The following is a 20,669-nucleotide window of genomic DNA, read 5'->3' as shown; positions in this document are numbered from 1 at the left end:
TCTCCGAGATTGGCCCGGTGTTTAGCCGGGCCCTTTTTCAATCAACGCTCCGAGTACTTCGTTATGCGATCACTCATTCAAGCCTCATTGTTTCTGACCGCTGCAAGGGCCACTGCAGGGGACTACCTGGCGGGACTGGACCAGGCCCCAGTCATCAATGGCTGCATCCTGGAGCAACATGCCCAGTGCCCCGGTGCGGATCTACGTGGTGCGGACCTGTCAAACCTGGATCTGCGGTTGTCCAACTTCCAGAACGCCACCCTGAGTGGTGCCAATCTAAGCCATACTAACCTGCGCGGAGCCAACTTGAACGGAGCCAATCTGGACAAGGTGACGGCCTACCGGGTACAGGCTACCCGGGCTGATTTGCGCGGTGCAAAAATCCGCAACGCAAAGATGCCGGGTATGGAAGCCGAATACCTGTTCGCACAGGGTGCAGATTTTAGCGATTCTGATCTGACCGGCGCCGACCTGGATTTTTCTCGCTTTTCAGGTGCAACCCTTGCAAGGAGCGACCTTGGTTTCTCTAGCCTCGAAATGGCCTGGCTGCCAAAAGCCGATCTCAAGGCTGCCAACCTGCAGGGCGCCAACCTCCAAGAGGCCAAACTGGGCCTGGCCAACCTTGCCGGTGCGAATCTGACTGGCACACGCATTCACTTTGCCACCTTCGAGGGCACGTATATGGAAGGGTGTATTGCCTGTCCGTTCGACTGGTAATCGGCAGCGGGCCTAAACCCGCTGCCCGTCATTCAACTGGCCATAACGAACCAGCCCGGCGTCTACCGCCAGATGAATCAATTCCACAGCCGATTCGATCTGTAACTTGCTCTTGAGCAAAGCGAGGTGGTTCGACACTGTCTTACTGCTAACGCATAGCCTGCCTGCAATCCCCTGGATACTCTCGCCCCGGGCGTACATCAACAAGACTTCCATTTCCCGCTGGGTCATATCCCGCAACCTGTGGTCCACTGGGCGCTCCTGATTCATCGCCAGGCGTGTGGCAACCGCATGTTCGATGTATGGCTGGCCCGCGGCTACCCTCTTCACCGCCTCCGCCAGTTCCTCCGGCGCACAATTTTTGGTAACAAAACCCAGCGCGCCTACATCCAGGGCCTGACGGACCATGGGCAATTCTTCATGCATTGTGAAAAACAGGATCGACGCACCCCGCCACCGCTGGCGGATGCGGCGCGCAACCTCAAGCCCGGAGATATCGGGCAGGCCCATGTCCAGCAGCACCAGCTCGGGTAATAACTGCCCATACTGGGCAACCGCCTCCTGTCCGGAGTCCACTTCCGTAACCGCCAGACCAGGGACCATTGACTGGAGCAGGTTGGAGATGCCCTGGCGCACCACCTGATGATCATCCACGATCATTACTTTCATACCACACCTCCAACAAGGGGTTTACTTTCAAGCAGAGGAACCGCGAGACGGATTCGGGTACCTGTACCGACCAAGCTCTCAAACTGGATCTGGCCGCCGAGGCAGCGGGCCCGCTCTCGCATTGAGCGTATGCCGAGTCCCGAGCATCGGTCCAAGTCAGCGCCACCAACCCCGTTGTCGCAGACTTCAATGTTCAGCTGAATCGAATCGGTCGTCACAGCGAGCGAGGCGCTGGAGGCCCGGGCATGACGGGATATGTTGTTCAGGGCTTCCTGCAGAAACCGGTACAGATGGGTCTGTTGCTCGCCGCTAAGCTCGGGCAGGGCCACACCCAGATTCAGATGACAGCTGAGCCCGCTCAGTCGCTGCCACTGCTCGACCAGATGCTGGATGGCACCGTCGAGCCCGAGTTGCTCCATGACCAACGGGTGCAAATCATGAAGCAGATGGCGGAAATGCGTCTGCATGGTTTCGCAATGCTGGGCCAGTTCCCGGGCCTGCTGTTTCTTCCCCTCGCACAGCTGTGGGTCGTACACCCAGCTCCGGGCCTGGGCGCGGATGCCGGTCAGGTACTGGCCCAGATCGTCGTGCAGGACTCGGGCGATATGTTCCCGCTCCCGGTCCTGCAGTTGGAGCAGCTCAGTCATCAGCCGACTCACCGTTCGCTGCTCGCTTTCCAGTGCCTCGGCCATGGCGTTAAAGCGGGACGCAAGAGCATCCAGTTCCTGAACAGGCTGGCGACGCAATCGTGAGGTCAGGCTGCCATTGGCAACCGCCTGCATGGCCGCTTCCAGCGAACTCAGCGTCCTCACCGCACCTGCCACCATCTGTCGGAGCACGAAAAAACAGAGCAGCATGCCGATGGCATAGGAGACCGAGATCAACAGGAAGCCCTCCCAGATTTCCTCAGCCTCATCCGCCGGTGCATAGCGCCAGCCGTTCGACAGCTCCGCAGAATGGTCAGCGCCAATGAGAGTGGTGAACCAGATTGGCACCGACTCCCGGTCGGAGACGTCGTCTGCCGCCGAGCCATCGGCCCCTGGCTCGCTTGGCGTTGGCTCAAGGTGCCGCAGATGGGGCACCACTTCAGCAGCCAACCGATGGGGGGCCGGCAGATTATCAGCCAACGCCACGGCCCCACTCAGTTCCCGCTGAACATCGTGCTGAGCCTGCTGGACATAGAACAGGGCTCCAGCCGCATACACAACGGCGAATACGGCGAGCATGATCAACAAAGTCTTACGGTACGCAGTCATTGCAAAGCCCGGCGCTCCACGTGGGAAGGTTATTCTCCATGCTAAACCGCCAGTTTTTCACCGGAATAGTTCTTTAGTACCGGCACATTCCTACTTTCTGAATATTTCCGGGCCTTTTCTCCTTCATTAAGCTGAAAACACAACAATAAGGCGGAGCACATTATGGTTTTCTGCAACCGGTTGTTGGCCGCCACTCTGGCGACCCTGATCATTGCCCTGCCCGCACAGGCAGACACCCTGACGGTCCGGATTGGCTACCTGCACTGGATCCCTGATCAGGGACCGGTGCTTTCCAACGTGATACCCGCGCCGGAAGACTCCGGTCTCCGGGGTGCCGACCTGGCCATCGCTGACAACCGCACCACCGGCAAATTCCTTGGCCAAAACTACCTGCTGGAGCAACGAATCAGCGACTCGCAAGCCGATACCGTCGCGGCGTTCGAGAGTCTTCAGAAGGCCGGAATAGACCTTTTTGTTGTCAATGCTCCGGCGTCTGCCCTCACCGCGCTGGTAAACGCGGCCGACGAACATACTTTGCTGATGAATGCGGGCGCGAAGGATGACGATCTTCGGACAGACGAATGCCACCCTAATCTCGTGCACACCATCCCAAGCTACAGCATGCTTACCGATGCCCTGGGGCAATGGCTCAACCAACGCCGATGGCAGCAGGTATTCATGATCACCGGGCCAACCGACGAAGATCAGGCCTGGGCGCAGGCCTTTCGACGATCCGCCAAACGCTTCGGACTTGACCTCGTCGCCGACAAACCCTGGACCTTTGATACGGATCTGCGACGCATGGCGTCCAAGGAGCTGCCAGTATTCACCCAGCATGGTGACTATGATGCCGTTGTCGTTGCCGATGTACACGGCGATTTCGGGGAATACGTGCCCTTTAACACCTGGCTACCCCGCCCGGTTGTCGGCACCCAGGGCATGAGTCCGGTGGCCTGGCACCGCGTCGTGGAAAGCTGGGGCGCGGCGCAGTTGCAGAAACGCTTCAGTGATCTCGCCGACCGCAACATGAACAACGAGGACTACGCGGCCTGGGCCGCCGTACGTTCCATCGGCACGGCAGTTACCCAGTTGGGCGAGGCCAATCCGACCAGCATTCGCAACTTCCTGCTCGGCGACCAATTCCAATTGGCAGGCTTCAAGGGGCGAAAGCTCACCTACCGCTCATGGAATGGCCAACTCAGACAACCCATCCCGCTGGTTCATCCAAGGGGCCTAGTGGCGCAAGCGCCCTTCGACGGCTACCTGCACCCGAACTCCCAGATGGATACCCTCGGTTTCGATGAGCCGGAAAGCACATGTCGAATCAGTGGCTGATGCCTTGGCATTCAGCTGTAAAAACAAGACGGAGCAATCACAATGAACAATCGACTGAAGCGCACTGCCCTGGCCGCCATGATCGGTCTATCCACTCCGGCTCTCGCCAGCGTGGCCTATGTCTCCAATGAGAAAGACAACACTCTGTCCATCATCGACACCGACACCCACATGGTGCTGGAAACCATTGAGGTCGGTCAGCGCCCTCGGGGCATCCTGCTGTCCAAGGACCATACCAAGCTCTACATCTGCGCCAGTGACGACGACACCGTGCAGGTTCTGGACCTGGCAACCCGGAAGATCATCGACACCCTGCCTTCCGGCGAAGACCCGGAGCAGTTCGCCCTGCATCCCAACAACAAACACCTGTACATCGCCAACGAAGACGACGCCATCGTGACCGTGGTCGATGTAGACACCAAGGACGTGCTGGCCCAAATTGATGTTGGTATAGAACCCGAAGGCATGGCGGTCAGCCCGGATGGTAAATGGGCGGTAAACACCTCCGAAACCACCAGCATGCTGCACTGGATCAACACCGAAACCTTTGAGATTGAGAAGAACATCGTGGTTGGCCAGCGGCCGCGCCATGTGGAGTTCAGTAAAGACAGCAAGATCGCCTGGGCCTCGGCCGAAATCGGCGGCACTGTGCATATCATTGACGTCGACAAACTGGAACAGATTCATCAGATGAGCTTCAAGGTACCCGGGGTGAATCAGGATCGGGTCCAGCCGGTTGGCATAGAACTGACCTCCGACGGCAAGTACGCCTTCGTGGCTCTCGGCCCCTCGAATCACGTGGCCGTAGTCGACGCCCAGAGCTATGAGGTTCTGGACTACCTGCTGGTGGGAGCCCGGGTCTGGCAGTTGGACCTCGATAAAGATGAAAAGCACCTTTACACCACCAATGGGGTCTCCGGCGATGTCTCGGTGATCGATGTAGACGAGCTGAAGGTGCTCAAGTCGATCAAGGTCGGCCGCTACCCCTGGGGTGTGGTCATCGATCCGTCCTCATGACCATTGAAGCCCGCAGCATCGGTTTTCGCTACGGCGACCAACCGGTGCTAAAGGACGTCAGCTTTACGCTGACTTCCGGGCGTTTTCACGCCCTGCTCGGGCCCAATGGCGCCGGTAAGTCGACGCTGTTTGGCCTGACTACCCGTCTGTTAGCCCTGCAGCAGGGCGATCTGATACTGGCCGGGCGATCCCTGAAAAAACACCCCACCGAGGCCATGAGCCAGCTTGGCGTGGTGTTCCAACAGAATGCTCTGGACCTGGACCTCACGGTTCGCCAGAACCTGCACTACCACGCCGCCCTGCATGGGATGTCGGGTAGGGTCGCGCGCTCCCGGAGTCATCGAGAACTTGAACGCTTTGGTCTGCTGGACCGGGCCGACGCCCCGGTCAGGCAACTCAATGGCGGTCATCGACGGCGGGTGGAAATTGCCCGGGCCCTGCTCCACCAGCCAACGATCCTGTTGCTGGACGAAGCGACTGCCGGGCTCGACATCGCCAGCCGCAACGCCCTGAATCATCATGTGCGCTCACTCTGCGATCAGGACGGACTCACCGTACTCTGGGCCACGCACCTGATTGAAGAGGTGCACAACGAAGACCGGGTACTGATCCTGCATCGCGGCCAGTTGCTGGCCGACGCTGACGGCTACCAGCTTTGCTCCGACCAGGGCAACCGAGACCTGGCCACCACTTTTCACACCCTGACCGGAGCCGGCTGATGATAAGCCCGTCCCACTATTGGCATGGCTTTGTCGGTGTCCAGACCCGCGAATGGCTTAGGTTCTGGCAGCAACGAACTCGCTTCGCCAGCGCGCTGGTGCGCCCACTGTTATGGCTCGTCGTTTTCGCCGCCGGTTTCCGGGCAGTGCTGGGCATCTCCATCATCCCGCCCTATGACACCTACATTACCTACGAGAACTACATTGCCCCCGGTTTGTGCGGCATGATCATCCTGTTCAACAGCATGCAGGGTGCGTTATCGATGGTTTATGATCGGGAACTGGGCAGCATGCGAGTGTTGTTAACCAGCCCTCTGCCTCGACCGTTCCTGCTGGTCACCAAGCTCCTGGCCATGGGCGGCGTATCCGTTGCCCAGGTGTATCTGTTCCTGGCACTGGCTCTGCTGGTAGACGTGGAGCCGCCGAACTGGGGCTACCTTGCCGTGCTGCCGGCTCTGATCCTGACCAGTCTTATGCTTGGTGCCCTGGGCCTACTGATTGCCACATGGGTGAAACAGCTGGAAAACTTTGCCGGGGTGATGAACTTTGTCATTTTCCCAATGTTCTTTTTGTCCTCAGCGCTCTACCCACTCTGGCGCATGAATGAGGCCAGCCCATGGCTGTACTGGATTTGTCAGTTCAATCCATTCACCCACGCGGTGGAGGCCATCCGGTTTTCCCTATACCTGAGCTGGAATTCGCAAGCCTTTGGCATCACGGCCGGTACGACCCTGGTTCTGGCGTTGCTGGCAACTGCCAGCTTTAGGCCACAGCGCACCCGCATCCTGGGCAAAGACTCGGCCTGATAGCCGCTAAAGGGCCAATACCCGAAGCGATTAGCCGCCCCGTTCCGGCATTATAAGATTTTCGACGATTTTCCTGACATCGTCGCCGGCTGTTACCGGCGCATCCCATTGCAAACGCGCAGGCTCACCGTTGAGGTACCAAAGCCGAGTGGCAAGTTCGGCGGCATCCCGGGCATCGTGAGTGACGCACACCAGTCCCATATGCGGATACTGTGCCAACAGATCGAGAATCAGTTGCCTGAGTTCGCCTGCACGAATCGGGTCAAGCGAGGCGAAAGGCTCGTCCAGCAGGAGCAGATCGGGTTTAACAGCCATGGCCCGGGCCAGGGCGGCACGACGCGCCATACCGAGGGAGACCTGATCAGGAAAATGGTGACCGTAGCCCGTCAGGCCTACCGCCGCCAGCAATCGATCCGCTTCACCATCGGTGGCGCCCACGATTCTCAGATTCTGGTGCAAGCTACGCCAGGGCAGCAGCCGGTGCTCCTGAAACAGGTAGCCGATACGGACCGACTGCGAACTGCGGGCCGTCACTTTTATGGGGTTCCGATCAAGCCCGGCGATGGCATTAAGCAGCGTGGTCTTGCCCACTCCAGATGGTCCCAGCAGGCACACCCGGTCACCGCGGTTAACGGTCGTGACAATGGCGCCCAGCACGGGCTGATGCCAGCCGCGGCCACTGATATCCAGCTCAAGCATGGGCCATCTCCGGCCGACGCCAGCGGTTGGCGCGACGCTCCAGAGGCTGCAGAATGGCCAGCTCGATCACTTGCACCACGGCAATGAACGCCAAACTGTAGGCCAGTATGGTGGCCACGTCGAAAACCTGAAATGCCAGATGCAGCTTGAACCCGACGCCGTTAGACCGACCCAACAGCTCCACCACCAGCACAATCTTCCATATTAGCGCCAGCCCGCCCCGAGTGGCCGCCATCAGGTAAGGAAACATTTGCGGCAGCCACACTTCTCGTAGCCACTGCCAGCGGCTGAACCGGTAAGCCACAGCCATCTGTTCAAGTTTGTCGTCAAGGCTACGAGCGCCTTCGCGCACGGTCACCGCCACGTTCGGTACCTTGTTGATAATGACCGCCAGCAGGGCCGCCATTTCCACCAGACCGAACCAGACGTACATCAGGATGATCGTGACCAGCGCTGGCAAGTTCAGCAGAATCACGAGCAGCGGATCAAACAAGGCGTTGAGGCGGGCAGAGCGGCCCATGGCACTGCCGATCACCACGCCCAGCAGCATTGCCACGCCGAAGGCGATTGCCACCCGAGCCAGAGTTGCGGCCAGATGACGCCAGAGTTCACCATTGACCGCTTCACTAGCAAGAGCAACCATGACTGCACTTGGCGTGGGTAAGAGAGCGGTTTCCAGGGTGGCCGCAAGCACAGCCCAGATCAGCACGGTTGCCGGCAGCACCACCCAGTAGCACCACAAAGGCGGCGAACCGCTACCGGAGGTCATGGGGCAGGCCTGAAAAACAAGTCGGCAGGCATGAGTTCGCCCGACTCCGCGCCCGTCAGCAGGAGCAGGGCGTGCAAATCCGCCACCCGACGCTCGGTAAGTGGTAGCGGTCGGCCCGCCAAGTAACCCTCGCGCAGCGCCGCCAACTCCCCTGAGCCGGGTTCCTGCATTAAAGACGCCAGGCGCTGCCAGTGGGCCGGGGCGACGGCTAATGATTGTTTCGCCTGCTGGACCGAACGGGCGAATCGCGCAATGAGATCGCGGTGGTCATCGGCCCACGCGTTGGGAAAGACATAGCCCAGCACGGGCAGGTTCCGATCCAGATTGAGTTCTGCAAGCAGATCCTGCAGCCGAAATGCCGACCGCCAACCACCCTGCCCCTTAAGTCTGGCTGCAAAGTGCCAGTAGGTTACGATGGCATCGACCTGACCGCGTTTCAGCGCCTGGCTGAGCAGAGGCGGCGATCCAAACTGCAGTTCCACACTGGCTGCCAGGTCCAGGCCTCGCTGCGACGCGACCTGCTGCAACAATATCCAGCCCTTGCTGTCGGGGCCACCGGCCACCCCCAGACGACGCCCGTTCAGATCAGCCAACGAACGAATGGCTGAATTCTCAGCCACCACCAAGTCACCAATTTGGGTCGAAAAAGGCACGTACAGGTAAGGCTCACCCGCAGAAAATCGGGCCTGGGCCCAAAGCAGATCCGCCACCGCACCTTGGACACTGCCACTGGTCACGGCCAGCCGCGAGGCTGGAAGATTGGCAACCGGACGCAGTTCCAGGCGATACCCGTTAGCGCTATCCAACCCCGCATGCTGGAGATGATCCAGTTCCCAGTGGGCGGTGCCAGCGTACAGGACGCTGAGGGTCAGTACCGGCTGGGCACTTGCCAGGACGCTGAACATCAGGCCGGCCAGCAAACCAGCCAGTCTGGGCGCCCGCCGCTTCCACCACTTCGGTTTGCTGCATATTGATCGGCTCATCCCCTCACAATACGAAGCCCCGCCGGTATCCAGAATAGTACTTTGGTGCCTGTTTTTTGGTGCGATGGTCGCATTCAACCGATGGCGGTTATGACGTGTAATGGAAGCATCACAATAATAAGCGGAGGCTGTCTCTGGCCTTTGCGAAGGAGATTGTCATGCTCAACGAGCTCGATGCCACACTCTCGTCGGAAAACCGTTATCATGATTCCGGAACCTCTCCCGAAACCGACAACAAACAGGCCGATGCCGTCATGGAGCCCGCGTACAAGATTCTCATTGCCGACGACCACCCGCTGTTTCGGGAGGCAATCAGCAGCGTCATTGCATCAGGCTTTCAAAACAGCACGATCATCGAAACGGACGATCTCGACAGCGCCGTCGAGATCACCCGGGAGAATGATGATCTCGACCTGATTCTGCTGGATCTGAACATGCCCGGTATGCACGGCTTGAATGGTCTGATCACCTTGCGTAACGAGGCACCCAGTATTCCCGTGGTGATCGTGTCCGCGGAAGAAGACAAACAGGTTGTGTTGCAGGCCATTACTTACGGCGCGATTGGCTTTATCACCAAGTCATCACCCCGGGCCCAGATGACCGAAGCGATCCAACAGATCCTCAACGGCAATGTCTATCTCCCCTCAGACATCATCCGCACAAGTAATGAGGGCCGCCAGCGCCGCAGTCGGAACGACGACAACCCTATTTCACCAGAGCTTCTGAACTCCCTGACCCGCCGCCAACTTTTGGTGCTGGAAAGAATGTCCAAGGGCGAGTCCAACAAGCAGATCGCCTACAACCTCAATATCGCAGAAACAACCGTTAAGGCCCACGTCTCGGCGATCCTGCGGAAGCTCGGAGTACACAACCGGGTTCAGGCCATTCTGTCCGCCAGCGATGTTGATTTCAGCCAGTACCTCAAACGCTAAGGTCTGTGGCGTCGGGCGACCTGGTCGCCCCTCGCAATCCTTCCCATTGTAAGCCAGGCATCACGTCTACCTTAAGTTGTGCACCACATGGTGCAGAACACTGCGTAATTTTAACGGTTTCAAGGGCTTATTCATCAGCAGGTAACCCAACGCCCGAATCCGTTGTTTCAGCTCATTGGAGTAATTGGCGGTAATCATCAACACAGGCGCTGGTGTACTGCGCCGCCGATTAATTTCACCTACCACGTCGACACCGTTTTCGTCGTTGTCCAGGTGATAGTCGGCCAGGATCAGCTCCACCTCCGCGGACTCGATGTCCAGTTGCCGCTCCAGGTCCTCGAGGGAAACCGCCGTCACCACCTGGCACTGCCATCCTTCGAGCAAAGTCTGCATGCCCTGGCAAATCGAGCGATCGTTGTCGATCACCCAGACACGGACTCCGTCCAGGCCTGCATCCGGCAAAGAGGGTGCCGCGCTCGCAACCGCTCTGGGCGGCTGGAGCTGGCCCAACGGCACGCGTACGCTGAACACAGACCCCTTGCCTTCAACCGAGGACACCCGTACCTCATGACCAAGCATCCGGGAAATCTTGTCCACGATGGCAAGGCCCAGCCCCAAGCCTTTGTCTGCCTGGGCGCCACTCGGACTAATGCGCTTGAACTCCTGAAAAATTTCGGTGAGCTTGTCTTCCGGAATACCAGGCCCGGTATCCCAGACCTGCAGCACGACATGATCTGTCTGCCGGCGGCAACCGAGTAGGATGCGCCCGGTGCGAGTGTAGCGAATAGCATTGGTCAGAAAATTGCGGAGAATACGAGCCAGTAACTGGGAGTCGGATTCCACCACTACCGAGCACGGCACAAAATCCAGCCGCAGGCCCTCCGAAAGCGCCATCTGCCGAAATTCCCGGGCAATGTTGTTAAGCAAATCGCGCAGATCAAATGCCGTTACATCCGGTTTGATCACACCGGCATCCAACTTGGAAATATCCACCAGAGTGCCGAGTAGATTCTCCACATCGTCCAACGACGTGCTCACTGAACGTACCAATCCCTCAGCCTTCGGACCAAAACTTTGCTCCAGTAGCGAACTGGTAAACAGCCGAGCGGCGTTCAGCGGTTGCAGCAGATCGTGGCTGACCGCCGCCAGGAACTTGGTCTTGGACATGTTCGCTCGTTCAGCGTCAAGCTTTGCGTCACGCAACTTGTGATTCAGACTGGTTAACGCCGCGGTGCGCTCGTTAACCCGGCGCTCAAGATCATCGTAAGCCTCCTCCAGTGCCAAGGCGGTCTTACGTCGGTCCGTTATGTCACGGATTAGCACGAAGAAACCGATGATGTCGCCAAACTCGTCCAGATTGGGCACGTAAGAACGGAGCATGTACCGCACCTCGCCCCTGCCATCGGTCTCTTCCAGCTCAAACGTTACATTGTGCCCGTCCATCACTTCCATGATCTGGGGCAGCAAGCGCTGGTAGAACTCAGGGCTGTGAATCTGATCCAGTCGCTGCTCCAGAACCGGGAACCCCCCTCTTCCGTACCAAGCCTCGTAGACCTTGTTGCAGAACTGAACCCGCATATCGGCACCGACGTAAGCGATCAGCGCTGGCACGTGATCGGTGACCACACGGATCCAACGCTCGCTTTCTTCCAGTGCTTTGATCCGGCGCATCATTTCGCTGTTTTTAACGTCAGTGATATCGGAATAGAGCACCACCAAGCCACCCTCACGGGTGGCACGTTCGGTTACTTGAACCCAGCGTTGATTGGACAGCAGGAACACCGAGCCTTCGGGGTCGTCGTGGTCATGTTCTTCGACGATCAGGCCGCTGGCCTCGGCACGAGTTTTGACCTCTTGAATGCTGGTACCCGGTTCCGGCGCCACGATCCCCGCATCGCGCCAATAACTACGGAAGCGACTATTGCTCTGTATCAGTTGATGATGACGGTCGAACAGGACAAACCCATCGGCGATGCTTTCGATCGCATCGCTAAGCCGCTGGCGAGTGGTTTCGGCTTCTTCCCTGGCCCGATTGACGGCCGTATGGCTGGACTTGAGCTCTTCCAAGGCATTATTCAAGGCATCGGTCCGCTCCCGGACCTGTTCCGCCAGAATCACCGAGTGCTCAAAGGCAGCGTAGGGCTCAGGTTTGTGGGCAGTACCTGACTCCACCCTCACAATCAGCGCGTCTCGAATCCTTCGCAGGCGCTGATTTTCTTCCTCCAGCGCCTCGATTTGGCGGTTTTTCATCTCGTCGGTCGACGGCTCGCCTGGGTCAGGAATGGGCATCCGGTTGGCCAATCACCACCCCCGTAAACGTCTGATTGATGTGCATTCCGTCAAACTGCTCACCGTAGGTGTTAAATCCGATCACCCGATGGCGCCGCATAAATTCCGACACGGCAGCCACCTCCCCGGTTAATTCCGCTTCCAGACGGCGCAGGAAACAGTCGCACCCAATGGTGATCAAGGGCGTCCCCACCACCCGTTCGGAGGCTTCGATCTGATGTCGAACACTGTCAAGCAGGCTCTCCGGCTCCATAGCGGTCATCACGATCCCGGTCTCAACGGCGCAGTAAAATGTGAGACTGCCATCAGGATTTACCCGTTGGATCGAACGGACAAAGTAATGGCCACCAATCTTCACGCCCAGCGGGCGCAGGGCGAAAATTTCCCGATCCAGATCTTCAACCCGAACCCCAACGACCCGAGCATACGCCTGGGCCGCTGGCTCGGCATTGAGTTCCTTTACCGTGCGACGCTCGGAACAGGCGTCTGTCACGACCAACTTCTCGCTGCGATCGACCATGTGATGGGTGGAGAACACCCGGAAATCCAGCGGAGTATTCACCAGCATCACGGTAGCCGCGCCAGTATGGAACCGACCGTCATAAAACACGTGGGTATTGGCAAGGCGCTCGTCGTCACCTGCTGAGCCGCCAAACTGGGGAATGGTTCCCAGCGCCGAATTGAGGGTAGCCAGAACCAGCTCTTCCCGGCTGGACAGGCCATCAAGCAAGGTAATTGCAAAGGTGTTGCCTTTTACCGGCGCCAGACCGGCATCGCGACAGGTGGCCAGCAAGCGATTGATCACGCCCTGGGCATCTTGCAAGGAAAAGCGATCCAGGGATGAAATCAAGGCGCAGTCGATGGAGAAATAACGTTGATCAAAACCAATGGCAGTAATACAGCCGCGCCCATAACCCTCGGGGGTAATTTCGCCAGCCGAAGTGCAACCGCAAATGCGAACTCCCGGAAACGCAGCCTCAAGCGCAGGCCCCAGTTGTTTCAGTTCGTACTCCGCCGAACAGAAAAACAACACGCAGCCCAGGTCTTCGTGACTGAGTTGGGCAGCCAACTGGCTGGCCGCCAGGGCCGGGTTGTGCACGTTTACGCTGGCAGTCCGAACCGCTGACGGGACCGTCTCTGGGCTCATAGTCACCGGATCCATAGGTCGAGGTCTTTGATCCGATTCTACGGCATCCGGATAACCTGCCAATGCGACTTCCGTGCTTTTAATCGGCGCGCCGAAACTGTGGTAAGCCATTGATAAAATTACCCTCCTGATCGACTGCAGCCGGCACTGCCAGTTGCGGCGTGGGTAAAACGACACTTAAGTCGTACTCCGGCCGCCCCCAAAGGCCAACATCCGTTCCGACCTTAGCGGGCTGCGCCGGTCAGCGCCGACTCAGAACATCACGACCGCTCCCAGTGCCAGGGTATCGATATCGGCCGCATCAGCACCGGTGGACTTGGTGGATTGCTCGAACATGTTGTATTCCGCCACCAGCTTGAGGTTGCTGTTCACGCTATGGAACACCGCCACCGAGGTATTTTCAGTCTCATAGTCGGCCTGATCGGAATCAGTCTCGCCATAAGACAGAACCAGGCGATTGGCGCCAAGGGTATAGGAACCCTGGACCAGGAAGCCATCGGCATCCTCCTCGGAAATGGGCGCTGCCGTGTCACTGATCAGGACCGGCACGTCACCCTCGGAAGTGAACCCGGAGCCACTGAGCGAGAATCCGGCCACCGATGCCCGCAAACCGTAGCCCAGGCCAGTCGAATCCACCGAACTGGTATCGTTTTCAGACTTCTGGGAACGACCGTTGAGCCAGCCGGTCAGGCTGACACCATTGAGATCGGCACTGTAGGTAACTTCTGTTTCGAACCGGGGCGCCGATTGCTCGGAACCAGGGCCAGGCGTGGTATTGGCCGGCTCTAAAATACCCACCGCCACGTTCAACCCGCCCATGTCCGGGGATCGATAGGTAATTTGCGCCGAGGGATTGGGGTAGGGATAACCTGTCCGGATGTTGCCGAACGACACCCCGGTCGCTGCACCCGGAGAACCAAAGCCCATCAGTATCTCGTCCTGGAATATATTGGAGCGGGCATACAGACCGAAGTCCTTACCCATCAGCACCTGACCAAAGGCACCGTCCACGGTGGCATACAGCTGGCGCACGTCGATGGCCGTATCGGTCGGCGACTGCAGGCTGTCATTGATCGTGCTCCAGAATGAAGAACGCCCCCCCAGCGTAAGCTCGCCCATTTCCTTGCTGAAATTGAAGCCGATGGTGTTCGGCAGGAAGCCCATCTTCACGTCTGAATTGCGGGTATCCGCCAGCTTGTCATCCCGATTCACATAGAAGGCATTGAAATAACCATCCACAGAAAAACTGGTGTCGTCCTCGTCATAAACTTCAATGGCTGCCTGGGCGCCAGCACTGACTCCCAAGGTCGCTGCCACGGCCAATGCCAGAGCTGATTTTCGGATATTGTTGTTGTTCATAATTCCCCCGGTTGTTGTTGGAAATCTGGGATCAGGGCCGTGAAGCTCTAGCCCCGGAGCGCGATCTGACGCCCGAATTCCATACTCGGAGAAGCACAACCAAGGGGAAATAACACAAGGGAGTTGATTACCTGCTCATTTGGGAGGGGCGCAATTCGCCACTTTGGCAGTACGACCTCGCAAGAATCGGATGGCGGAACCGGTTAATGCCGGCTAGCCTTGGTCGTTCCAATTAACTGATAAGGCGAAGCATATCGTGACATCTCCAATCAGTCTGACCATGGGAATGCGGGAATGGACACTGCTGCTGGTGCTGTCGCTGCTCTGGGGTGGGTCATTTTTCTTTGTTGGTGTTGCGGTCCAGGACCTGCCGCCACTGACCATTGTTGCACTGAGGGTATCGCTGGCCGCCGTTGGGCTATGGGGCGTGGTGCTGATCCTGGGCTTGCGCCCGCCCAGGCAATGGCAGGTCTGGCTGGCATTCCTGGGCATGGGCACCATCAACAACGCCATCCCATTTTCGCTGATCGTCTGGGGCCAGACCCAGATTGCCTCGGGCCTGGCGTCCATTCTTAATGCCACCACGCCACTGTTCACCGTGGTGGTGGCCACCTGCCTGCTGACAGACGAGCGCGCCACGCCGCTGAAGGTACTGGGTGTGGTGATCGGATTTCTGGGTGTGGTGGTGATGATCGGGCTGCCGGCTTCGTCCGAGCCCACGCCCTGGCTGCCACAGCTGGCGATTCTCGGTGCGGCGATGTCCTATGCGTTTGGCGGGGTGTATGGCCGGCGTTTCAAGGCCCTGGGGGTTCATCCGATTCTGACCGCCGCGGGCCAGGTCACCGCCTCGGGCCTGATCATGATGCCGATTGCGATGAGCCTGGAAGGGACGCAGGCGCTCAGTACGGCGAGTGTGCACAGCTGGGGTGCGATTCTGGGACTGGCGCTGTTCTCCACGTCTCTGGCTTACATCATCTATTTCAAACTGCTGGAATCGGCCGGGGCCACCAACCTGCTGCTGGTCACTCTGCTGGTACCCGGGTCGGCGATTCTGCTGGGGATACTGTTCCTGAACGAGTCGATCACGGCGACCCAGCTCGCGGGTTTGGGGCTGATTGCGCTGGGGCTGTCTGCCATCGATGGCCGACTCTGGTCTCGCCTTGTTACCGCAAAACCCTAGCCCAACCCGATGTGGCCGCTTACTGGGGCACCGGCACCAGGCGGCGGCCCATGGCGATCAGAATGCAGCCAAAGCCATACATCAGCACACTGTAAACCACTGCCGGTATCGACATCTCGCTGGATTCCAGCAGGGTCAGCGTCACCATCAGGGCGATGGTGCCGTTCTTGATGCCCAACTCCACGGCAATGGCCAGGGACTCTCTCTGGGACAGGCCCGCCAGCCGGCTCAGCCCAAGCCCAATCACGATACCGGTCAGATTCAACAGAAACGCCGCCGGTCCAGCTTGGGCCAGCAACTCCGGCAACCGCTCCCGGGACCCCCACAGCAGGGCGATAATCAGCAGCAGCAAGACGAATCCGCCAAAGATGCTAACGATGCCTTCGGCTTTCTGAGCTTTCGCCGGTGCCTTGGTCCGGATGAACATACCCAGGGCCACGGGCAGCAGCACGATCACCACCAGCATGGCAATGGTTTTGCCCACCGGCAGCGAGATGTTAGCTGCTTCTCCGAAGTACATCTGCAGGGCGTAATTGGTGAAAAACGGCAGGGTGATGATGGTAATCAAGCTGGCAGAGACCGTCAGCAGGATCGACAGCGCAATGTGGCCACGGGCCAGCAGCACGAACAGATTTGAAGTGGTTCCACCCGGACAGGCAGCAATGATAACCAGGCCAACCGCCAGGGCCGGCGCCAGGCCAAGGAATGGCGCAATGGCAAAGGCCACCAGAGGCATCAGCAGGATCTGGGCAATAGTGCCCACGACAATGCTGCGTGGGTTGCGCGTGACCTGGCCGAAATCCCGAAGGGTCAGCGTGAGGCCAATGCCCACCATGATGATAAACAGTGAAATGGGCAGGCCGATCGAAATCAGCGGACTGGTCTCCACGTTGAGACTCCTCGTTATTGTTGTTGGTCGGGCCCGGCGGCATGACATCCGGAGTCTAATCGAAAGACCTGCCCCAGAATGTAAACGTTTTTACAATCCGCCTTGAGGCCAGCGCCCATGCGGGAAGCACTGAAGTTCCTGCAGGCAGTCGGCCAGGAACTCGCTGGGATCGGCCATGATCGCCTCGTCGGCAACCACCCCGAACTGGATCTGGCCAGCGTAGCTGACGATGCTGACGCCCAGGCCGATATCGCCGGCCTGGGGTACCCAGAACATCTGCTCGGTAATACGACAGCCGGCCATGTAACGGGTCTCTGGCGTACCCGGAACGTTGGACACCACCGCACTGGCCTTGCGGTAGAACACATCGGCCACCGGCTGCCGCCAGGGCTCCGGAATTGCCGAAGCGCTGGCCACCAGCCCCCAGGCGATACCCGGCTGCCAGCTTTTCTTCAGCCGGCGGGTTTCGTGTTTAATCCGGTACAGACGCTCCAGCGGACTTTCACCGTCCACCGGCAAGGGCACAAATACAGTGCCGAAATAGTTGCCGAGGGAGCCGGACTCCGGTTGCAGGTCGGCCGGCAACCTGGACCGAATATCCACCGGCACCGCCGCGTGCAGCACCGCATCGTCCAGCTCAGCGGCCTCAATTCCGAGCCGGCTGCGGACTGCCGCGGCAACACAACTGAGCAGGACATCGTTAATGGTGACGCTGGTGGCGTCCGCCACCGATCGGAAGCGCGCCAGGGGTACCGGTTCTGACCAGCGGCACTGACGCCGGCCCAGCAATGGCCGCTTCAGATCGGATGGCGTATCCGCCGGCTCAACCAGAAATTCACTGATCTCATTCAGCAATTTCAGGCCATTGGCGGCAACGCGCTCCAACGATCGCCCCGCCTGCTGCATCCGGTCCGTCGCCGGGGCTTCTACGTCGGTGACACCCACCTCACCCCGTGTCGCCGTTTCGTTCGCGACCAGCCGCTCCAGCCAGGCCTTGGCGGCGGCGCTCCAACGGGCCAGTTGCGGAGTTTCAGCGGCGCCATACAGCGCTGGATGCTGCTGTGGCGATGGCGGACACAGCCGATCAAATATACCCAGCAAGGACAGTCCATCGGCGTAACAGTGATGCAGGCGCAGGAGGAGCGCGGCGCCGCCCTCGGCATTGGGGGCCAGCCAGAATTTCCAGCGTGGGCGGTACAGGGGAAGAGGCTGGTTCAGGCGCGCCGACACCCAGTCCTGGAGCTCGTCGGGGCTGAAACGATCAAGTACCACATCCAGATGATGTTTGAGATCAAACACCGGATCCTGCTCCCACCACCAACCGGGCGAGCGTTGCACCGGCATGAAACGGAATCGCTCCCAAGCCAGCCAGTACACCTGCAGGAATTCCCGCAATCGCGGTGCGGTGAGCCCGTCCACCCGCAGCATGACCGTGATGGTCATCGGGTTTTCCGGCCGTTCCAAGGCCAGCCAGGCCGAATCCGCAGGCAAAAGAAGATGCGATTGCTCGTGACTCAAACCTGGTCGTCCCTGGGGAAATGGATGAAGCTACGTAAAAACCGAACTCCGCATTGTGCCAGACAAGTTGCAACGTCTCCATCGACACTGTCATGCACAAAATTACAAATAGTTACCGGTTAACGACTTTTCGACCTAAAATCGACCTAAGTTCCGGGTCGATGGTTACCAAATACCACTAAAGAGTCATCGATTGGCCCCAATCAAGCGTAGATACTGTTAGCCGAGCCAATACAAACAACTCGGGTTCGGAGTACAACAGACTGTAATACCGAGTTTCCAACAGCGTCTAATATCAATAGCAGGCCAATAATACGCTGGTCGGGAGAGTAACAATGAAAGCGAGCCATGTTCGCAAACTGATCAAACCCATCGAAAACGCTTACTCAGAGATGTTTTCTGGCCGCGTTTATCGCGTTGGCAAGGGCGCTGTCTCAGTTCGCAATCACAGTGGCGAAGCCCAGGTGACCGTTGTCGGTGTCCACGGATTCCTGGAAAACCATTGTTACTTCACCCAGGCCTACGAAGCTCCCACCACCGAACTGATCCTGCTGACCTGCAGCAACTACCACATCCCGGTAAACGGCATGACCCCGGAAACACCGCACTGGGAAGTGCCGATCAAGCACCTCGAAGGCACCATTGAATACGATGCCTGCATCCTGAACCAGGCGCTCGCCAACCTGCCGACCACCCGGAACATCCGCATTCACGGACACTCCCGGGGTGGAGCGGTGATCCTGGAGGCGATGAATCAGTGGCCGGAGTTGTATGAGGATGTGGAAGTGGTGCTGGAAGCGCCGGTGCTGCCCCAGGCCAAGATTCATGCCTTGGTAACGACGCTGCTGGAACCAGTCAGCCACGGAATGTGGCCCTGGCTGATTCGCCTGATCAACTCCGCGCCCTCTTCTGCCTATGGCCAGACCTTCTTTGGCAAGATGAACCCGCGCAAGAAACAGCTTCTGAGCAATCTGTTCTCAGCCACCAAGGACCACCTGACCATTGTTCGCAACATCGAGGACATCATGGACTGGATGGAGCGCACCGACACCAGCGTGTACAACAACATCCGTCATGGCACCTTTCTGATCCCGGCCGTGGATCGCATTCTCGACCGTACTGCCATGCTGGCCAGCGCCCGTCATAGCCCGACTACCATGCGCATTATTGAAACCGAGGCACCGAGTCACTTCATCACCCTCGACAGCAAAGAATGGCTACCCAGTCTCGAAACCCTGCCGGTAGCCTCCCAGGGCTAGTGTCCTGCGGGCGAACCTTCGTTAAACTACCCGGCTTCTGCCCCACGGTTAGTTAAACGGAGCCTGTTTCCCATGTACCGCAAGCGCCTGGTCGCCACCGAAGTCACCACCGACAATGGGCGCCTGCTTCGTCATCTGTTGCTGGCGTATCACGATTTCCGCCAGCACAAAGCCGCGCATCCGCTGCTGGCAGATACCGTTGAAGTCGCCGACTGGCAGGCGCAACGGCTGAAAACCACCCACCAGGATCTGTACGAGCACCCGGGCTACCACACTGGCCTCGAGTTTCTACTGTCCGACCTGTACGCGCCTTCCGCCATGACCGGCCGGGACGACAACATCGATCGGGTGTTTCCGAAAATGGTGAAATGGTTGCCGGACCACCTCCTGGGCACCCTGGCACGCCTGGTGGAGCTGAACCTGATAACCCAGCAACTGGACCTGGAGCTGGCCGAACAGCTGCGCGAGGCACAGATTCCCGCCGATAGCCTGACCGTGGCCCAGTACTGCGAAGCCTTTCGCCAGAGCCGACAACTACCGTTGCGTGGGCGTCAGCTCGAGCTGATTGAAGACGTTGGTTTGCAACTGGATCGCTACGTGCGCAACCGGACCCTGGGCTGGCTCCTGTCCATGACCAAGGCACCGGCCGACATGGCCGGACTAGCCGACCTGCACGGGTTCATGCACCGGGGCTTCATGGCCTTTCGCGCCATGGACGATGTCGACTCACTGATTGAGCGACTGGTGAGCCGGGAACAGCGGGTGATGGATAATATCCTTGCAGGCCATTCCGAGCCGTTCCGGCTACCGGCCGATCTCTGACCCCGGCTACCGCAGCCTCAGGCCTTCAGCATCTGGTCCAGCTGTGAGTTGATTTCCTGTTCGATCCGGGACTTGAACGGGCGGAGCATCATGCCGAGCTCAAGATGGATGTGCAGGTCGGCATGACTGATGTCGAGCTGACCCTTAATGCCACTGCGCTTGAACCGGAGCAGATCCCCCTCCCACTGATAGTTCACGTCGAACTGCTCGGACAGATCTTTCGCCAGGTTTTCAGCAGCTTCCCGAGCATGCTCCTTGTCCAGTGAATGCGGACGGCGTACATCAATAACGGACATAAATCAGT

20 protein-coding genes are annotated in these 20,669 nt (G+C 58.8%); 9 read left to right on the top strand and 11 right to left on the bottom strand.

The window, feature by feature from the left end; all coding sequences use genetic code 11:
• The first annotated feature begins 63 nt into the window (after positions 1 to 63).
• Complete coding sequence (locus FCS96_RS02810) at positions 64 to 717, top strand: pentapeptide repeat-containing protein (protein ID WP_138438715.1); 654 nt, start codon at positions 64 to 66, stop codon at positions 715 to 717.
• A 12-nt stretch (positions 718 to 729) separates the two neighbouring features.
• Here FCS96_RS02810 and FCS96_RS02805 read toward each other — a convergent pair whose 3' ends face one another.
• The gene (locus FCS96_RS02805) at positions 730 to 1,386 is read right to left on the bottom strand and encodes a response regulator (RefSeq protein ID WP_138438714.1); all 657 of its coding nucleotides are present in this window, start codon (positions 1,384 to 1,386) and stop codon (positions 730 to 732) included.
• Positions 1,383 to 2,642: a sensor histidine kinase gene (locus tag FCS96_RS02800; RefSeq protein WP_138438713.1), complete on the bottom strand. Its 1,260-nt coding sequence runs from the start codon at positions 2,640 to 2,642 to the stop codon at positions 1,383 to 1,385. The genes FCS96_RS02805 and FCS96_RS02800 overlap by 4 nt, the downstream gene beginning before the upstream one ends.
• Positions 2,643 to 2,804: 162 nt before the next feature.
• Between FCS96_RS02800 and FCS96_RS02795 the strand changes: the two genes are divergently transcribed.
• The 4 genes from FCS96_RS02795 to FCS96_RS02780 are packed head-to-tail and all read left to right on the top strand — an operon-like array spanning position 2,805 to position 6,519.
• Positions 2,805 to 3,977, top strand: a complete 1,173-nt coding sequence (locus FCS96_RS02795; RefSeq protein ID WP_138438712.1) for an ABC transporter substrate-binding protein — start codon at positions 2,805 to 2,807, stop codon at positions 3,975 to 3,977.
• Between the two features lie 42 nt (positions 3,978 to 4,019).
• Positions 4,020 to 4,994 (top strand): YVTN family beta-propeller repeat protein, encoded by a 975-nt coding sequence (locus FCS96_RS02790; protein WP_138438711.1) that lies wholly within the window; start codon positions 4,020 to 4,022, stop codon positions 4,992 to 4,994.
• A complete protein-coding gene (locus FCS96_RS02785; RefSeq protein ID WP_138438710.1) occupies positions 4,991 to 5,713 on the top strand; it encodes an ABC transporter ATP-binding protein in 723 nt (240 codons plus the stop codon). Before FCS96_RS02790 ends, FCS96_RS02785 begins: the two co-directional genes overlap by 4 nt.
• Positions 5,714 to 5,715: 2 nt before the next feature.
• On the top strand, positions 5,716 to 6,519 hold the full coding sequence (locus FCS96_RS02780) for an ABC transporter permease (RefSeq protein ID WP_138439621.1): 804 nt from the start codon (positions 5,716 to 5,718) through the stop codon (positions 6,517 to 6,519).
• Positions 6,520 to 6,549: 30 nt separating this feature from the next.
• Here FCS96_RS02780 and FCS96_RS02775 read toward each other — a convergent pair whose 3' ends face one another.
• From FCS96_RS02775 to FCS96_RS02765, 3 genes are read right to left on the bottom strand one after another with little or no spacing between them, the layout of a single operon-like run.
• Complete coding sequence (locus tag FCS96_RS02775) at positions 6,550 to 7,218, bottom strand: ATP-binding cassette domain-containing protein (protein ID WP_138438709.1); 669 nt, start codon at positions 7,216 to 7,218, stop codon at positions 6,550 to 6,552.
• Entirely contained in the window at positions 7,211 to 7,987 is a 777-nt protein-coding gene (locus FCS96_RS02770; protein ID WP_138438708.1) for an ABC transporter permease, read from the bottom strand. Before FCS96_RS02770 ends, FCS96_RS02775 begins: the two co-directional genes overlap by 8 nt.
• Entirely contained in the window at positions 7,984 to 8,970 is a 987-nt protein-coding gene (locus tag FCS96_RS02765; RefSeq protein WP_171040650.1) for an ABC transporter substrate-binding protein, read from the bottom strand. The genes FCS96_RS02770 and FCS96_RS02765 overlap by 4 nt, the downstream gene beginning before the upstream one ends.
• Before the next feature lie 254 nt (positions 8,971 to 9,224).
• Between FCS96_RS02765 and FCS96_RS02760 the strand changes: the two genes are divergently transcribed.
• Positions 9,225 to 9,902 (top strand): response regulator, encoded by a 678-nt coding sequence (locus FCS96_RS02760; protein ID WP_171040687.1) that lies wholly within the window; start codon positions 9,225 to 9,227, stop codon positions 9,900 to 9,902.
• 66 nt (positions 9,903 to 9,968) lie between these two features.
• Here the strand turns inward: FCS96_RS02760 and FCS96_RS02755 are convergent, their stop codons facing one another.
• The 3 genes from FCS96_RS02755 to FCS96_RS02745 form a co-directional block, all read right to left on the bottom strand.
• Positions 9,969 to 12,191 carry a hybrid sensor histidine kinase/response regulator gene (locus FCS96_RS02755; protein WP_138438706.1) on the bottom strand — a complete coding sequence of 741 codons (2,223 nt, stop codon included), beginning with the start codon at positions 12,189 to 12,191 and terminating at the stop codon, positions 9,969 to 9,971.
• The gene (nosP, locus tag FCS96_RS02750) at positions 12,178 to 13,338 is read right to left on the bottom strand and encodes a nitric oxide-sensing protein NosP (RefSeq protein ID WP_138438705.1); all 1,161 of its coding nucleotides are present in this window, start codon (positions 13,336 to 13,338) and stop codon (positions 12,178 to 12,180) included. Before nosP ends, FCS96_RS02755 begins: the two co-directional genes overlap by 14 nt.
• Before the next feature lie 252 nt (positions 13,339 to 13,590).
• Entirely contained in the window at positions 13,591 to 14,697 is a 1,107-nt protein-coding gene (locus FCS96_RS02745) for a porin (protein WP_138438704.1), read from the bottom strand.
• Positions 14,698 to 14,953: 256 nt separating this feature from the next.
• Here FCS96_RS02745 and FCS96_RS02740 point away from each other — a divergent pair, with 256 nt between their 5' ends.
• Positions 14,954 to 15,877 (top strand): DMT family transporter, encoded by a 924-nt coding sequence (locus FCS96_RS02740; protein ID WP_138438703.1) that lies wholly within the window; start codon positions 14,954 to 14,956, stop codon positions 15,875 to 15,877.
• Positions 15,878 to 15,896: 19 nt separating this feature from the next.
• Here the strand turns inward: FCS96_RS02740 and FCS96_RS02735 are convergent, their stop codons facing one another.
• Both FCS96_RS02735 and FCS96_RS02730 read right to left on the bottom strand, forming a co-directional pair.
• Positions 15,897 to 16,766, bottom strand: coding sequence for a bile acid:sodium symporter family protein (locus FCS96_RS02735; protein ID WP_138438702.1), 870 nt, complete (start codon positions 16,764 to 16,766; stop codon positions 15,897 to 15,899).
• Positions 16,767 to 16,856: 90 nt separating this feature from the next.
• A complete protein-coding gene (locus tag FCS96_RS02730) occupies positions 16,857 to 18,284 on the bottom strand; it encodes a WS/DGAT domain-containing protein (protein ID WP_138438701.1) in 1,428 nt (475 codons plus the stop codon).
• Between the two features lie 335 nt (positions 18,285 to 18,619).
• Between FCS96_RS02730 and FCS96_RS02725 the strand changes: the two genes are divergently transcribed.
• The gene (locus FCS96_RS02725) at positions 18,620 to 19,543 is read left to right on the top strand and encodes an alpha/beta hydrolase (RefSeq protein ID WP_138438700.1); all 924 of its coding nucleotides are present in this window, start codon (positions 18,620 to 18,622) and stop codon (positions 19,541 to 19,543) included.
• A 72-nt stretch (positions 19,544 to 19,615) separates the two neighbouring features.
• Positions 19,616 to 20,365 carry an FFLEELY motif protein gene (locus FCS96_RS02720; RefSeq protein ID WP_138438699.1) on the top strand — a complete coding sequence of 250 codons (750 nt, stop codon included), beginning with the start codon at positions 19,616 to 19,618 and terminating at the stop codon, positions 20,363 to 20,365.
• 17 nt (positions 20,366 to 20,382) lie between these two features.
• Here the strand turns inward: FCS96_RS02720 and FCS96_RS02715 are convergent, their stop codons facing one another.
• Entirely contained in the window at positions 20,383 to 20,661 is a 279-nt protein-coding gene (locus FCS96_RS02715; protein WP_138438698.1) for a polyhydroxyalkanoic acid system family protein, read from the bottom strand.
• Positions 20,662 to 20,669 lie beyond the last annotated feature (8 nt).

The sequence above is a fragment of the Marinobacter alexandrii genome, assembly GCF_005871205.1.
GTDB lineage: Bacteria > Pseudomonadota > Gammaproteobacteria > Pseudomonadales > Oleiphilaceae > Marinobacter > Marinobacter alexandrii.
Note: the sequence above shows the minus strand (reverse complement) of the source record. Positions and strands in the feature narration are given on the sequence as shown.